Raw genomic sequence first — 13323 nt, forward strand, 5'->3', positions numbered from 1 at the left:
CAAAGAGCGTATCGAGCCGCAACATTCGAAGGCGCCCTACCCCCGGGGTCTGCCGAGAGTCGTAAAGGAACGTATTGTGACTGAAGAGCGCAGCGGCGCGAACATCCTGGTCGAAAGCCTGGTCAAGCAGGGAGTCGAATTCGTATTCGGTTACCCTGGCGGCGCCGTGCTACCGATCTACGATGCCCTCTTCGGTGACGAGCGACTTAGGCACATCCTCGTACGTCACGAGGCTGGTGCGGCTCACGCGGCCGAGGGTTATGCGCGTTCCACCGGAAAGCCGGGCGTCGTGCTGGTCACGTCCGGCCCGGGTGCGACCAATGCCGTCACCGGCATTGCCGACGCCTTCATGGATTCGATTCCGCTGGTCGTCATCACCGGACAGGTCCCCACCGGCCTGATCGGTTCGGACGCCTTCCAGGAAGCGGACACCGTCGGCATCTCGCGCCATTGCACCAAGCACAACTATCTCGTGAAGGATCCGGCAGACCTTGCCGCGATCATCGACGAGGCGTTCGAGATCGCCACCACCGGCCGCCCCGGCCCGGTGCTGATCGACATCCCCAAGGACGTCCAGATCGCGATGGCGCCCTGGCACGAAGGCCCGATCCAGCGCCGCAAGCGCTACGATCCGCGCACCGAAGGCACGTCGGACGAGATCGCGCAGGCGGTCGACCTGATCGCCAAGGCCAAGGCGCCGGTGCTCTACACCGGTGGCGGCGTGATCAACTCGGGCCCGCGCGCCACCGCGCTGCTGCGTGAACTTCAGGAAAAGACCGGCGCACCGGTTACCTCCACGCTGATGGGCCTGGGCGCCTTCCCGGCCGACCATGCGGACTGGCTGGGCATGCTGGGCATGCACGGCACCTACGAAGCCAATCTGGCGATGAACCAGGCGGATCTCGTGATCTGCGTCGGCGCCCGCTTCGACGATCGCGTGACCGGCCGCCTCGATGCCTTCGCGCCGAATTCGAAGAAGATCCACATCGACATCGATCGCGCCTCGATCAACAAGACCGTGCGCGTGGACCTGCCGATCATCGGCGACTGCGCCACCGTGCTCGACCAGATCCTGACGCTCTGGGGCAATCGCAAGCCGCAGGACCTTGCCCCGTGGAAGGCCCGCGTCGCAACCTGGCGTGAGAAGAAGAGCCTCTCGTTCCCCGAGAACCGCAACGCGATCATGCCGCAGCTGGCGATCCAGCGCCTGTTCGAATTGAGCAAGGACAAGGATCCCATCATCTCTACCGAGGTGGGCCAGCACCAGATGTGGGCGGCGCAGCACTTCCACTTCTTCGGTCCGAACAAGTGGCTGACCTCGGGTGGTCTCGGCACGATGGGCTATGGCCTGCCCGCCGCGATCGGCGCGCAGCTGGGCAACCCGGACAGCCTGGTCATCGACATTGCGGGCGACGCCTCGATCCAGATGAACATCCAGGAACTGGGCACCGCCACGCAGTATCGCCTGCCGGTGAAGATCTTCATCCTCAACAACGAGTGGATGGGGATGGTTCGCCAGTGGCAGGAACTCACGTACGAGAGCCGTTACTCGCAGTCCTATTCGGACAGCCTGCCGGACTTCGTGAAGCTGGCCGAGGCCTATGGCTGGAAGGGCATCCGCATCGAGAACGAAAGCGAACTCGATGCCGGTATCCAGGCGATGATCGACTATGACGGCCCCGTCATCGTGGACTGCCTTGTCGCCAAGGAGTCCAATTGCTTCCCGATGATCCCCTCGGGCGCGTCGCATGTCGAGATGATCCTCTACGGCGATACCGTCGCCGGTACGATGGACGATGCCGCCAAGGCGCTGGTCTGAGACTGCGAGAGATCAGAGAACAATCATGATGCACATCAAGCATGAAGCCGAGGAACGGCACGTCCTGACCGTGACGGTCGACAACGAGGCCGGCATTCTCGCCAAGATAGCGGGCCTGTTCACCGCGCGTGGCTACAACATCGACAGCCTTACCGTGGCCGACATTACCGAGAACCACTCGGTAAGCCGCATCACCATCGTGACGCATGGCCCGCCCAGCCAGATCGACCAGATCCACGCCCAGCTTGAGCGTCTGGTGCCGGTCCACAAGGTGACCGACCTTACCGAAGTCGGCCCCTACGTGCAGCGCGAACTGGCGCTGATCAAGGTGACGGGCGTGGGTGAAAAGCGGGTGGAAGCACTGCGCATCGCCGACGTGTTCCGCGCCCGCCCGGTGGACACCACCACCGGCAGCTTCATCTTCGAACTGACCGGCGCACCGGACAAGATCGACAGCTTCGTGGCGCTGATGCGTGAGCTTGGCCTGGTGGAAGTCGGCCGCACCGGCATCGTTGCCATGATCCGCGGCCCCGAAGGGGCCTGACGGAAAAATCCCATCCAGCCCCTGAAAGATTGGGGCGCTGGAACTGAACCACGCGCCGCAAGGCGCACTTCAAATCCGGCCCAGCCCCTCAAACGAACGAGCGGCCGGGTCCTCGAAAGGATAGTACGATGAAGGTCTATTACGACGCCGATTGCGACATCAACCTGATCACCAGCAAGAAGGTCGCGATCCTCGGCTACGGCAGCCAGGGCCACGCCCACGCGCAGAACCTGCGCGATTCGGGCGTCAAGGAAGTGGCCATCGCGCTGCGTCCGGGTTCGCCCTCTGCCAAGAAGGCCGAAGGCGCCGGCTTCAAGGTGCTTGCCAACGCCGAAGCGGCCGCATGGGCCGACGTTCTCATGATCCTGGCTCCCGACGAGCATCAGGCCGCGATCTACGCCACCGACATCCATGAAAACCTGAAGCCCGGCGCCGCGCTGGCCTTCGCCCACGGCCTGAACGTCCACTTCGGCCTGATCGAACCCCGCGCCGACATCGACGTGATCATGATCGCGCCGAAGGGCCCGGGCCACACCGTTCGCGGCGAATACGTGAAGGGCGGCGGCGTGCCCTGCCTCGTCGCGATCCACCAGGACGTGACCGGCAACGCGCAGGACGTGGCGCTGGCTTACGCTTCGGGCGTCGGCGGCGGCCGTTCGGGCATCATCGAAACCAACTTCCGCGAGGAATGCGAAACCGACCTGTTCGGTGAGCAGGCCGTGCTCTGCGGCGGCACCACCGCGCTGGTCCAGGCCGGCTTCGAAACGCTGGTGGAAGCCGGCTACGCGCCGGAAATGGCCTACTTCGAATGCCTTCACGAGTTGAAGCTGATCGTCGACCTGATGTATGAAGGCGGCATCGCCAACATGCGCTACTCGATCTCGAACACCGCCGAATACGGCGACATCAAGACCGGCCCGCGCATCATCACCGAAGAAACCAAGAAGGAAATGAAGCGCGTGCTGGAAGACATCCAGTCGGGCCGTTTCGTGAAGGACTTCGTGCTGGACAACCGCGCCGGCCAGCCGGAACTGAAGGCTTCGCGCATCGCCGCCAAGCGTCACCCGATCGAGGAAACCGGCTCGAAGCTGCGCGCCATGATGCCCTGGATCGGCGCCAACGCGCTGGTGGACAAGGAAAAGAACTGATCGCCATTACGCATTTTCGCGTTTGACGGAAATCGGGAGGCGGCGCAGAAATGCGCCGCCTCTTTTCCTTTTGGGAGCAGCCTCCATGCGCCGTTCGCACATCGCCCTTGCCCTTGCCGCCACAGCCGCCATCGCAACCACCGCCGCCGCGCCCATCATCGCCCAGCCCGGCCCCGGCGGACCCGGCGGCCGCATGGAAATGCTCCACGGCTCCGGCACCCCGGCCGACGTGAAGGCCGGCACTTACGCCGTCGAACCCGCGCATACGCAGGTCACCTTCAGCGTCTCGCACATGGGCATCTCGCCCTTCGCCGGCACGTTCTCCGGCGCCAGCGGTTCGATGACGCTCGATCCCAAGAACCTGGCCGCCACCAAGCTGAACGTCACCATCCCGATCGCCTCGGTTCAGACGACCAGTTCCAAGCTTTCGGAAGAACTGGTCAGCGCCGATTGGCTGGACGCCGCCAAGTTCCCCACCGCCACCTTCGTCGCCACTTCGGTCACCCCGCGCGGGCCTGACTCGGCCGCGATCGACGGCACCCTGACGCTGCACGGCGTCAGCAAGCCGATCACGATCATGGCCCATTTCTTCGGCGCCGCCGCGAACCCGATGAGCAAGAAGGATTCGGTCGGCTTCCTGGCCCGCGCCATGATCAAGCGTTCGGACTTCGGCGTGACCAAGTATGTGCCGGTGGTTTCCGACGAGACGGTGCTGGTGATCAACGCCGCCTTCGAAAAACAGTGAACGAACTGCGGGATTGCGACGCATGAATTGACGCGGCGCAATGTAGACGTCTCATTTCACGATGATAGATTGCCTCCATGGTCACCACGACCATGGAGGTTTTCTTATGCGCAACTTCGTGCGGGCGGTCAGCATCGTCGGCGCCCTGACCGCCATCGTCGCCACGCCGCCCCTGCTTGCCCAGACCAGCCAGCGCGTCGCTTTTGCTCGTGGGAACGACAATGCCTCCGTCAAGGGCACCGTCACCGGCAATCAGTATCGCGACTACTTGCTGGGTGCGAAAGCGGGTCAGAAGCTGTCCGTCTCGATCACGTCAAAAGGCGCCATGTTCAATATCCTCCCCCCGGGCAGCACCGGAGAGGCGATCTACAACGGCGCGATGAACGGCGCCGATGCCACGAACATCAAGCTGCCGAAGACGGGCGACTATCGCATCCGCGTCTACCTGATGGGCAATGCAAAGGATGCCAAGCGCACGGTTTCCTATCAGCTTTCGATGACCGTGATGTGATGGAGGACATAATGGAGACTGGCATGAAGCGCACATTCCTCCCGATCCTGGCCGGCAGCCTTGCCTTGGCAGTCCTGACGGCCTGCGCCAGCTCGGGCACCAGCACGGGCACCAGCTCGGGCACCGACAAGGTGGCCGACGCAGCGCCCCCTCCCCCCTCGATGGAGCCGAATTGCGGCGCCGACCAGCTCAGCGCCTACGTCGGCCAACCCGCCAGCGACGAAGTGATCGCCGCGATCACCCAGTGGCGCGGCGACAAGCCGATGCGCGTCCTCAAGCCCGGCATGGCCGTCACCATGGACTATCGCCCGGACCGGCTGAACGTGCAGGTGGGCGATGACGGCAAGATCAAGGGCTTCAACTGCACCTGATTTTCATCAGCTGATTTCCGGCGGCCGTCTTGATCCGGCCCCCAGCCTCATCCAAGCACCGGCGCTGGAAATCAGCAGGGGCCACCAATGACCGAAGCCAACGACATCGAACGGGAAGACAGCCTGACGCGGGTAGAGGCGTTTTCCGACGGCGTTCTGGCGATCATCATCACCATCATGGTGCTGGAACTGAAGACGCCCGTGTCCGAAGGACTGTCGGCCCTCTGGCCGCTATGGCCGATTTTCATCGCCTATGTGCTGAGCTATGCCTACGTCGCGATCTACTGGGTGAACCACCACCGCCTGCTCAGCCATGCCCGCGTGGTAACCAGCGGATTGTTGTGGTCGAACATGCTGCTGCTGTTCACGCTATCGCTGATACCCTTCTCGACCGCCTATCTGGGCGAGCATCATTTCAGCCGCGAAGCGACGCTGCTCTATCTGGTGACGATGATCGCGCCGGCCCTCGCCTACGTCCTGCTGCAGGGGCGGATCGCCAGCACCGGCGCGCAGACCTCGGCAAGCCGCCGCTATCACAAGGCCTCTCACCGCAAGGGTCTGGCCGCAGCCTTCGTCTATGCCGCCGGGCTTCCGCTTACCTTCCTGTCGCCATGGTTGGGCGTAGGCTGCGCGGCGCTGGTCGCGGTGTTCTGGATGCTGCCGTGGAGCGGACTCGACCGGCTGTTCCTGGATCGCCATCCCCCGCAACAGCCCTGAAGCGCGGCACCGAAGCGCCATCGGCAAGTTTGTTGCGCGGCGAACCCGAACGATCGCAAAAGGATGCGCCTTTTCCCTTTACAAGCATCCGCCCAATGCGCATAGGCACGGCCATGACCCTTCGTCTTGGCCTTACCCTGCGACTTACACGCCCTTGGGCGTGACTTGACGCGTCGGTCCTGCGGCGCGCTCGGCGCTCAAGGGGACCCTGCCAGACCGGGCCGAAATTACGGCCCTTCCAGACGAAGACGTAAATCCGAGCGAGACTACCCATGACCATGCTGAAAGACCCTTCGGTCAAGTACCGCCCTTTCCCGCAGATCGACCTGCCGAACCGCCAGTGGCCCTCGCAGGTCATCACGAAGGCGCCGCGCTGGCTCTCCACCGACCTGCGTGACGGCAATCAGGCACTGATCGATCCGATGGGTGCGGAGAAGAAGAACCGCTTCTTCGACCTGCTGGTCAAAGTGGGCATCAAGGAAATCGAGGTCGGTTTTCCGAGCGCCGGCGCCACCGAATACGATTTCATTCGCGGACTGGTCGATAACGACCGCATTCCCGAAGACGTACTGGTCCAGGTGCTGACCCAGTCGCGCGAAGACCTGATCAGCCGCTCTTTCGAAAGCCTGGCCGGTGTCCATTCGGCGATCGTCCATCTCTACAACGCCGTATCGCCGCTGTGGCGCACGGTGGTGTTCGGCATGGAGCCGCACGAGATCAAGGGTATCGCAACGGGCGGTGCCAAGATCCTGCGTGATCAGGCCGCGAAGTATCCGCAGACCAAGTGGCAGTTCGAATACTCGCCCGAAACGTTCTCGACCGCCGAACTCGATTTCTCGATCGAGGTTTGCGAAGCGGTGATGGAGATTCTCCAGCCCACGCCGGAAAACCCGATCATCCTGAACCTGCCGGCCACGGTGGAGGCGGCAACGCCCAACGTCTATGCCGACCAGATCGAATATTTCTGCCGCAACCTGCCGAACCGTGAATCGGCCGTGATCTCGCTGCACACCCACAACGACCGCGGCACCGGCGTCGCCGCCGCCGAACTGGGCCTGATGGCCGGCGCGGACCGCGTCGAAGGCTGCCTGTTCGGCAATGGCGAACGTACCGGCAACTGCTGCCTGGTGACCGTGGCGCTGAACATGTACACGCAGGGCATCGACCCGGAACTGGACTTCTCGGACATCGACGAAGTGATCCAGACGGTGGAATACTGCAACCAGCTGAAGGTGGCAGAGCGTCATCCCTATGGCGGTGAACTGGTCTTCACGGCCTTCTCCGGCAGCCATCAGGACGCGATCAAGAAGGGCTTCGCCGCGCAGGAAAAGCGCAATGACGAACTCTGGGCCGTACCCTACCTGCCGATCGACCCGGCCGATCTGGGCCGCGATTACGAGGCGGTGATCCGCGTCAACTCGCAGTCCGGCAAGGGCGGATTCGCCTGGGTGATCGAACAGGACCAGGGCCTGAAGCTGCCCAAGCGGATGCAGGCGCACTTCTCCAAGCACGTGCAGAACCTGGCCGACGAACTGGGCCGGGAACTGCAGGCTTCGGACATCTGGGAAGTGTTCAAGCAAGCCTACCGCCTCGACGATCCACAGCACTTCGCTCTGATCGATTACGAGGAAGCCAAGCGCCCTGACGGCACCCGCGTGTTCGCCGGCAAGATCGGCGTGGACGGCAAGGAGCAGACCGTTTCGGGACGCGGCAACGGCCTGATCTCCTCGGTCACCGCGACGCTGGCCGAAAGCTTCGGCGTCACCCTCGAAGTGCGCGACTATGCCGAGCATTCGATGGGCAAAAGCTCCGACGCTCGCGCCGCAGCCTATGTGGAATGCGTGACGCCGGACGGCCGAACGATCTGGGGCGTGGGCATCGACGAGGACGTGGCCACGGCCTCCGTCCGGGCCGTGCTCAGCGCTGCCAACGAAGCGCGAATCTGATCTTCACCGATCGCCGGGGGCGCAATTCGTCCCCGGCGATCGGCATTGCCTACAAAGACAATCGCACGGCTGACCACGCTGCTTACACGGCTGGTCTGGCAATCATGGCTTAACCATGCCTTTTGGGGTTTCATTCAGAACTGCAGTCAATCTACCCCGAAAAACGTAGCAATACCGGGTGCCTATGCAGTTCTATCTTGCAACCTCCTTCATCTTTCCCCGCTCCCTGCGACTGAGGCTTTTCACCCTCTGCTTCGTCGCCACGCATCTGCCGTTGATCGGTTACTGCATCTGGGGATTTTCGACCGGGCGCATCGCCCTTGCCGAATTCGTGCTGCTGACACTGGCGACCGTCGCCGGAACCGCGTTGGCACTGTTCGGCATCGGCGCGCTGCTCAATCCGATCCACGCCCTTGCGGCCGCACTCACCAACGAGGAAGAGCCCACCCCGCTCAACGAGGTGGGCGATGTGATCCAGACGCTCTATGCCGGCGTCCACCGCGCCGCCACGGTCGCCAGCACGCAGATGAAAGACCTGAGCATCGCGGCGCTCGAAGATCCGCTGACCGGCATTGCCAACCGCCGCGGATTTCTCGACCAACTCGCCGCGCTCGCGCCAGATCAGCGCAAGGGCTGCCTGGCGATCGTCGACATCGACTTCTTCAAGCAGGTGAATGACCGCCTGGGCCACGATCAGGGCGATCGCGTGCTCTGCGCCTTTGCCGATCGCCTGTCCTCGCAGATCCGCCGCGTGGACGCAGTCGCGCGCTGGGGTGGAGAGGAATTCGCGATCCTGTTCCGCGACAGTCTTGAGGAAGAGGCCGACTGGATCCTCTCCCGGATCGCCGCGCAAATGCGTCAGGATCCCATCGGCGATGTGGACGGGCGCCAGATCACCTTCTCGGCCGGGCTTTGCCGTTGGGATGGCGGCGACATCGAAACCGCCATCCATCTTGCCGATCAGGCCCTCTACGATGCCAAGCGCGCAGGACGGGATCGCATCTGCCGTGCCGATCACAGCCGAACCGGCATCGCGGGCTGACATCGACGGACATGAAAAAAGGGCGGCTCGATGGCCGCCCTTTTCGTATCTGCATGCCGTGCCGGCCGGAAATCAGTCGCCCGTCAGGATGCGGTCGACCAGTTCCTTCACGGTCGGCGTGAAGCCGTTGGAATAGAACGGATCCTGCTTGAACTTGTAGGCCGCGTGGCCGGCAAACATCAGGTTCTGATCGACGGGACCGCCATGGGCGATGTCCTGAAGCGTCTTCTGGATGCAGAAGCTGCGCGGATCGGCAAGGCGCCCCGTGGTGTAGTCGTCATGATCCTTCCACGACGAGAAACCGCAGTGCGACAGGCAGCCCATGCAGTCGGCCTGGTCCTGACGGATCTCGTCACGCTCGGCCGGGTTCACGAAGATGATCGTGTCGTCGGGCGTGCGCAGACCATCGGTGTAGCCCTGCGCAGACCAAGAGCGGGCGCGCTCCAGATCCTTGGGCGCGACCCAGAAGTTCTTGCCCTTCACGCCGACGTCAAGGCGCACGGTATGTTCGCCCGCCTCGACCTTCGAATAGGGAATCTGGCGCTCCGAACGGGCTTCCAGATTGCGCAGGAACGGGTTGCGCACGGCCGAGGAATAGAACCCGGTCGGCGAGAAGCGGTGGAGCAGAACGTCGCCCGGCTCCAGCGTGCGCAGATGCTCCTTCCACGCCATCGGGATCGGGCTTTCCTTCGTCAGCAGCGGGCGGGTGCCGTACTGGAAGGCGATCGAGCCGAGTTCCGGATTGTCGATCCAGTTCTCCCAGTCGCGCAGATACCAGACGCCGCCGGCCATCACGATCGGCACCGCGTCCGAAATGCCTTCCGCGCGCATGGTTTCGCGCAGGGCCTTGACGCGGGGGTACGGGTCTTCCGGCTTCAGTGGGTCTTCAGCGTTCGACAGGCCGTTGTGGCCGCCGGCCAGCCAGGGGTCTTCATAGACCACCGCCGCCATCAGGTCCGAAACCTTGTGGTACGCACGCTTCCAGAGCGCGCGGAAAGCACGCGCGGAGCTGACGATCGGCAGGTAGTTGACGTTGAAACGCGCCGCGATCTCGGACAGCTTGTAGGGCATGCCCGCGCCGCAGGTGACACCGGCAACCATGCCCTTGGTCTTTTCCAGAACGCCTTCCAGCACGGCCTGCGCGCCGCCCATTTCCCACAGCACGTTGATGTTGATTGCGCCGTTGCCGTTGGAGATTTCATGCGCGCGGCGCACCTGCTCCACCGCGCCGTCGATGGCGTAGTCGATCAGTTCCTGGTGGCGTTCCTTGCGGGTGAGCGCGCGGTAGATCTGGGGGACGATCTTGCCTTCCGCATCATAGCTGTCCGCATTGACGGCACTGACGGTGCCGATGCCGCCGGCCGCCGCCCAGGCGCCCGAGCTCATGTGGTTGGTCGCGGCAACGCCCTTGCCACCCTCGACGAGCGGCCAGACTTCGCGTCCACCATAGACAATCGGCTTGAGACCCTTGAAACCCATCTTCTCTTTCAACTTTCCCCCGGCGTGGCGGGTCGATCAGACCTGCCTTATACGCCCTGTGTTACTGACGCTCACCTGTTTTGCGTCGTGGATTTGCCGGATAGTCGACACGGCACGATACTGGCCGGATCGGGCCGCTCCCCGGTGGCTTCGAACTGGGCGAAATAGCCTTGGAGCTCCGGCTTACGGACAAATTCCGTCAAGCGAAAGCCCACTGCGCCAAATTCGCAGAAAAGCAATTGCGGCGGAATGCCGTGGCGATCGCTCGCCCGATCGGCCTCCACCACCACGACCTTCCCGCCGGGCCGCAGCGAAGATCGCATGTGCCATAGGAAGGCGTAAGGTTCGGTCACTTCGTGATAGACGTGGACCAGGAACACCCGGTCGAAACTGTTTTCGGGCAGGCTGGGATCGTCCACCTTGCCCAGCTTGATCGAAACGTTGTCCAGCTGCTCACGCAGCACGCGCTGGCCCAACCGTTCGTTCGCGGCGCGGTCGATGTCCTCGGCCAGCACCCTGCCCTTGGCACCCACGCGCTTGGCAAGGCGCACCGTATAGTACCCCTCGCCCGCGCCGATATCGGCCACAGTCGTGCCCGGTTCGATCTTGGCCAGATCCATGACCACTTCCGCTTCATGCAGGGAGTCGCGCTGGATTTCGCTGCCGAAATCGACATCGCTGGCCTTGGAAACCGGGCGATCCGCTACCGGAAAGGCGCGCGCCGTTTCCGGGCGGCCGTCATCCGGCGCCTTCTGGTGGCACGCGCCAACAGCCAGCACCAATGCCAGCGTGACGGTCCGTCGGAAAGTGAAGCGGGGCAAACCCATGCGGCCCTTTAGCGGTTCGGCCCGCGCTTGGCAAAACACTCTGCCGCAAGCGCCGGGCCTGTCCCGCCATGGATCAGTCGACGTCTTCGACTTCGACCTTTTCACCCGTTACGCGCTGCGAAAGCGCGGCGGCCATGAAGGGGTCGAGCGCGCCGTCGAGCACGTCACCGGGCGCTGTCGAGACGACGCCGGTGCGCAGGTCCTTCACCTGCTGATAGGGCTGCAGAACGTAGGAACGGATCTGGTGCCCCCAGCCGATATCGCTCTTCGAGGCGTGTTCCGCGCTTGCCGCTTCCTCGCGCTTGCGCATTTCTTCCTCGAACAGGCGCGCCTTCAGCATGCCCATGGCGATTTCGCGGTTCTTGTGCTGCGAACGGTCGATCTGGCTCGCCACGACGATGCCCGAAGGCGCGTGGGTGATACGCACCGCCGAGTCCGTGGTGTTGACGTGCTGACCACCGGCACCCGACGCGCGATAGGTATCGATCTTCAGGTCGGCCGGGTTGATATCGATCTCGAAGCTATCGTCGATCACCGGGTAGACCCAGACCGACGAGAAGCTGGTATGGCGGCGGGCCGAGCTGTCGTAGGGGCTGATGCGGACCAGGCGGTGGACGCCGCTTTCGGTCTTGGCATAGCCGTAGGCGTTCTCGCCCTTGATCAGCAAGGTGCAGCTCTTGATGCCGGCGGCTTCACCGGCGTGATAGTCCACCAGTTCCACCTTGTATCCGTGCCGCTCCGCCCAGCGCGTGTACATGCGCTGCAGCATTTCGGCCCAATCCTGGCTCTCGGTGCCGCCGGCGCCGGCGTGGACTTCGAGGTAGGTGTCATTGGCGTCCGCCTCACCCGAAAGCAGCGCGGTGACCTTGTCGTGATCGGCGCGTTCGGCAAGGGCGGCCAGCGCGGTGATACCTTCGTTGATGGTATCCTCGTCGCCTTCCATCTCGCCCAGTTCGACGAACTCGATGGCGTCCTGCATCTCGCGGCTGATTTCGTTCACCGCGCCGATGGAGGCTTCAAGGCGGCGACGTTCCTTCATCACCGCTTCGGCTTCCTTGGGCTTGTCCCACAGCGTGGGATCTTCGACGCGCGCGTTCAGCTCGTCAAAGCGACGCAGCGCGCGATCCCAGTCAAGGAACTTGCGGACCAGCGCGAGGGCCTTCTCGATACGCGCAATGTGGGCCTGCCCTTCGGCACGCATGACTTCAAACTCCCAAGAAACGCCGCAGGCACGCCCAAGGCACGAATGCCGCGCATAGCGCAGTGGCGACGTAAGTAAAGCACGCGCGACTGCCAAGGGCAGAGGAACCGCGTGGGAAGCGGCGCTATTACCTGCTGATGGGGGTGGAGTTCAAGGCTGGAATGAAGTTGCCAGTGTTGTGAATGCCCACTCCGCTGAGACTAGGCAGGCAAGCTGCCAAGTCTCACTGCCCCTCCCGCTTGCGGGAGGGGGGTATCAGCGCAGCGATTGGGCGTGGCTCTGATCCCCCTCCCGCAAGCGGGAGGGGCAGCGAGACTTGCTGAACGCAGTGAAGCCAGTCGCAGCGGGGTGGGCCCGCCGCGCAACGTCGAAGTCAGCCCTTAAGCTTCTTCACCGCCTCAAGCGTCAGCTTAACGTGATCGCGATAGTCGAGATCGGAATGCACCATGACAATCTTGCCATCCTGCGCGATCACATAGCTGGTACGATCGGTCATCCCGGCCGGCGCGCCTTCGCGCTTCAGGGCGACGTCATAGGCCTTGATCACCGCAGGCGTAGCGACGGCAACCGCAAACTTGTCTCGGCAAGCCTCGGTCGAGAATTTCTGGAGCGTGGGCAGGTCATCGTTCGACATGCCGACAACGGTCGCGCCCAGCTTGGCGAAATCGTCGGTCGCATCGGCGAAGGCATGCGCTTCAAGCGTGCAGCCCTGCGTGAAAGCCTTGGGATAGAAGTAGAGGACGACCGGCCCCTTCTTCAGCGCCGCCTTCAGGTCGAAGGCCATGACCTTGCCGCCCTTCGCGCCCTGCGTCGAAAACGCAGGGGCCTTGGCGCCAACCGGCAACGCCGCATCGGCGGCCGCGGCAGTGAAAGCGAGAGCCAGAGCGGCGGCGAGAGCGGGAAGAGTCTTGCGCATGGGCCGCAATCTGAACCTAGTAAGGGGGCCTGTCCAGCCCCCTTCCAGCGTCGGCAA

At 63.5% G+C, this 13323-nt stretch carries 13 protein-coding genes; 9 read left to right on the top strand and 4 right to left on the bottom strand.

Annotated elements, in window-relative coordinates; all coding sequences use genetic code 11:
* Positions 1-76 precede the first annotated feature (76 nt).
* From ilvB to WBP06_RS07810, 9 genes are all read left to right on the top strand, one after another.
* A complete protein-coding gene (ilvB, locus tag WBP06_RS07770; RefSeq protein WP_395333495.1) occupies positions 77-1819 on the top strand; it encodes a biosynthetic-type acetolactate synthase large subunit in 1743 nt (580 codons plus the stop codon).
* A 25-nt stretch (positions 1820-1844) separates the two neighbouring features.
* The gene (gene ilvN / locus WBP06_RS07775) at positions 1845-2363 is read left to right on the top strand and encodes an acetolactate synthase small subunit (RefSeq protein WP_395333497.1); all 519 of its coding nucleotides are present in this window, start codon (positions 1845-1847) and stop codon (positions 2361-2363) included.
* A gap of 128 nt (positions 2364-2491) precedes the next feature.
* Entirely contained in the window at positions 2492-3511 is a 1020-nt protein-coding gene (ilvC, locus tag WBP06_RS07780; protein WP_395333500.1) for a ketol-acid reductoisomerase, read from the top strand.
* An 85-nt stretch (positions 3512-3596) separates the two neighbouring features.
* On the top strand, positions 3597-4256 hold the full coding sequence (locus tag WBP06_RS07785; protein WP_395333502.1) for a YceI family protein: 660 nt from the start codon (positions 3597-3599) through the stop codon (positions 4254-4256).
* Between the two features lie 106 nt (positions 4257-4362).
* Entirely contained in the window at positions 4363-4767 is a 405-nt protein-coding gene (locus WBP06_RS07790) for a hypothetical protein (RefSeq protein WP_395333504.1), read from the top strand.
* 23 nt (positions 4768-4790) lie between these two features.
* Complete coding sequence (locus WBP06_RS07795) at positions 4791-5138, top strand: I78 family peptidase inhibitor (protein ID WP_395333506.1); 348 nt, start codon at positions 4791-4793, stop codon at positions 5136-5138.
* Positions 5139-5225: 87 nt separating this feature from the next.
* A complete protein-coding gene (locus WBP06_RS07800; protein ID WP_395333508.1) occupies positions 5226-5855 on the top strand; it encodes a TMEM175 family protein in 630 nt (209 codons plus the stop codon).
* Between the two features lie 272 nt (positions 5856-6127).
* Positions 6128-7801, top strand: a complete 1674-nt coding sequence (leuA, locus tag WBP06_RS07805; protein ID WP_395333510.1) for a 2-isopropylmalate synthase — start codon at positions 6128-6130, stop codon at positions 7799-7801.
* 184 nt (positions 7802-7985) lie between these two features.
* Positions 7986-8843 carry a GGDEF domain-containing protein gene (locus tag WBP06_RS07810; RefSeq protein WP_395333512.1) on the top strand — a complete coding sequence of 286 codons (858 nt, stop codon included), beginning with the start codon at positions 7986-7988 and terminating at the stop codon, positions 8841-8843.
* A gap of 72 nt (positions 8844-8915) precedes the next feature.
* Here the strand turns inward: WBP06_RS07810 and WBP06_RS07815 are convergent, their stop codons facing one another.
* The 4 genes from WBP06_RS07815 to WBP06_RS07830 all read right to left on the bottom strand — a co-directional run bounded on the left by WBP06_RS07815 (position 8916) and on the right by WBP06_RS07830 (position 13266).
* Entirely contained in the window at positions 8916-10322 is a 1407-nt protein-coding gene (locus tag WBP06_RS07815; RefSeq protein WP_395333514.1) for an NAD(P)H-dependent flavin oxidoreductase, read from the bottom strand.
* 71 nt (positions 10323-10393) lie between these two features.
* A complete protein-coding gene (locus WBP06_RS07820; RefSeq protein ID WP_395333516.1) occupies positions 10394-11149 on the bottom strand; it encodes a class I SAM-dependent methyltransferase in 756 nt (251 codons plus the stop codon).
* A gap of 73 nt (positions 11150-11222) precedes the next feature.
* Positions 11223-12350: a peptide chain release factor 2 gene (gene prfB, locus WBP06_RS07825; protein ID WP_395333519.1), complete on the bottom strand. Its 1128-nt coding sequence runs from the start codon at positions 12348-12350 to the stop codon at positions 11223-11225.
* Positions 12351-12723: 373 nt separating this feature from the next.
* Positions 12724-13266: a peroxiredoxin gene (locus tag WBP06_RS07830; RefSeq protein ID WP_395333521.1), complete on the bottom strand. Its 543-nt coding sequence runs from the start codon at positions 13264-13266 to the stop codon at positions 12724-12726.
* Positions 13267-13323: the final 57 nt, after the last annotated feature.

This window comes from Novosphingobium mississippiense (assembly GCF_044029535.1).
Classification (GTDB): domain Bacteria; phylum Pseudomonadota; class Alphaproteobacteria; order Sphingomonadales; family Sphingomonadaceae; genus Novosphingobium.

What these genes read in the sequence shown, in the direction of transcription:
- prfB (WP_395333519.1), bottom strand. Translation starts at nt 12,350, where the DNA reads ATGCGTGCCGAAGGGCAGGCCCACATTGCGCGTATCGAGAAGGCCCTC.
- leuA (WP_395333510.1), top strand. Translation starts at nt 6,128, where the DNA reads ATGACCATGCTGAAAGACCCTTCGGTCAAGTACCGCCCTTTCCCGCAG.
- WBP06_RS07830 (WP_395333521.1), bottom strand. Translation starts at nt 13,266, where the DNA reads ATGCGCAAGACTCTTCCCGCTCTCGCCGCCGCTCTGGCTCTCGCTTTC.
- WBP06_RS07800 (WP_395333508.1), top strand. Translation starts at nt 5,226, where the DNA reads ATGACCGAAGCCAACGACATCGAACGGGAAGACAGCCTGACGCGGGTA.
- ilvC (WP_395333500.1), top strand. Translation starts at nt 2,492, where the DNA reads ATGAAGGTCTATTACGACGCCGATTGCGACATCAACCTGATCACCAGC.
- WBP06_RS07795 (WP_395333506.1), top strand. Translation starts at nt 4,791, where the DNA reads ATGAAGCGCACATTCCTCCCGATCCTGGCCGGCAGCCTTGCCTTGGCA.
- WBP06_RS07790 (WP_395333504.1), top strand. Translation starts at nt 4,363, where the DNA reads ATGCGCAACTTCGTGCGGGCGGTCAGCATCGTCGGCGCCCTGACCGCC.
- WBP06_RS07820 (WP_395333516.1), bottom strand. Translation starts at nt 11,149, where the DNA reads ATGGGTTTGCCCCGCTTCACTTTCCGACGGACCGTCACGCTGGCATTG.
- WBP06_RS07785 (WP_395333502.1), top strand. Translation starts at nt 3,597, where the DNA reads ATGCGCCGTTCGCACATCGCCCTTGCCCTTGCCGCCACAGCCGCCATC.
- WBP06_RS07810 (WP_395333512.1), top strand. Translation starts at nt 7,986, where the DNA reads ATGCAGTTCTATCTTGCAACCTCCTTCATCTTTCCCCGCTCCCTGCGA.
- ilvN (WP_395333497.1), top strand. Translation starts at nt 1,845, where the DNA reads ATGATGCACATCAAGCATGAAGCCGAGGAACGGCACGTCCTGACCGTG.
- WBP06_RS07815 (WP_395333514.1), bottom strand. Translation starts at nt 10,322, where the DNA reads ATGGGTTTCAAGGGTCTCAAGCCGATTGTCTATGGTGGACGCGAAGTC.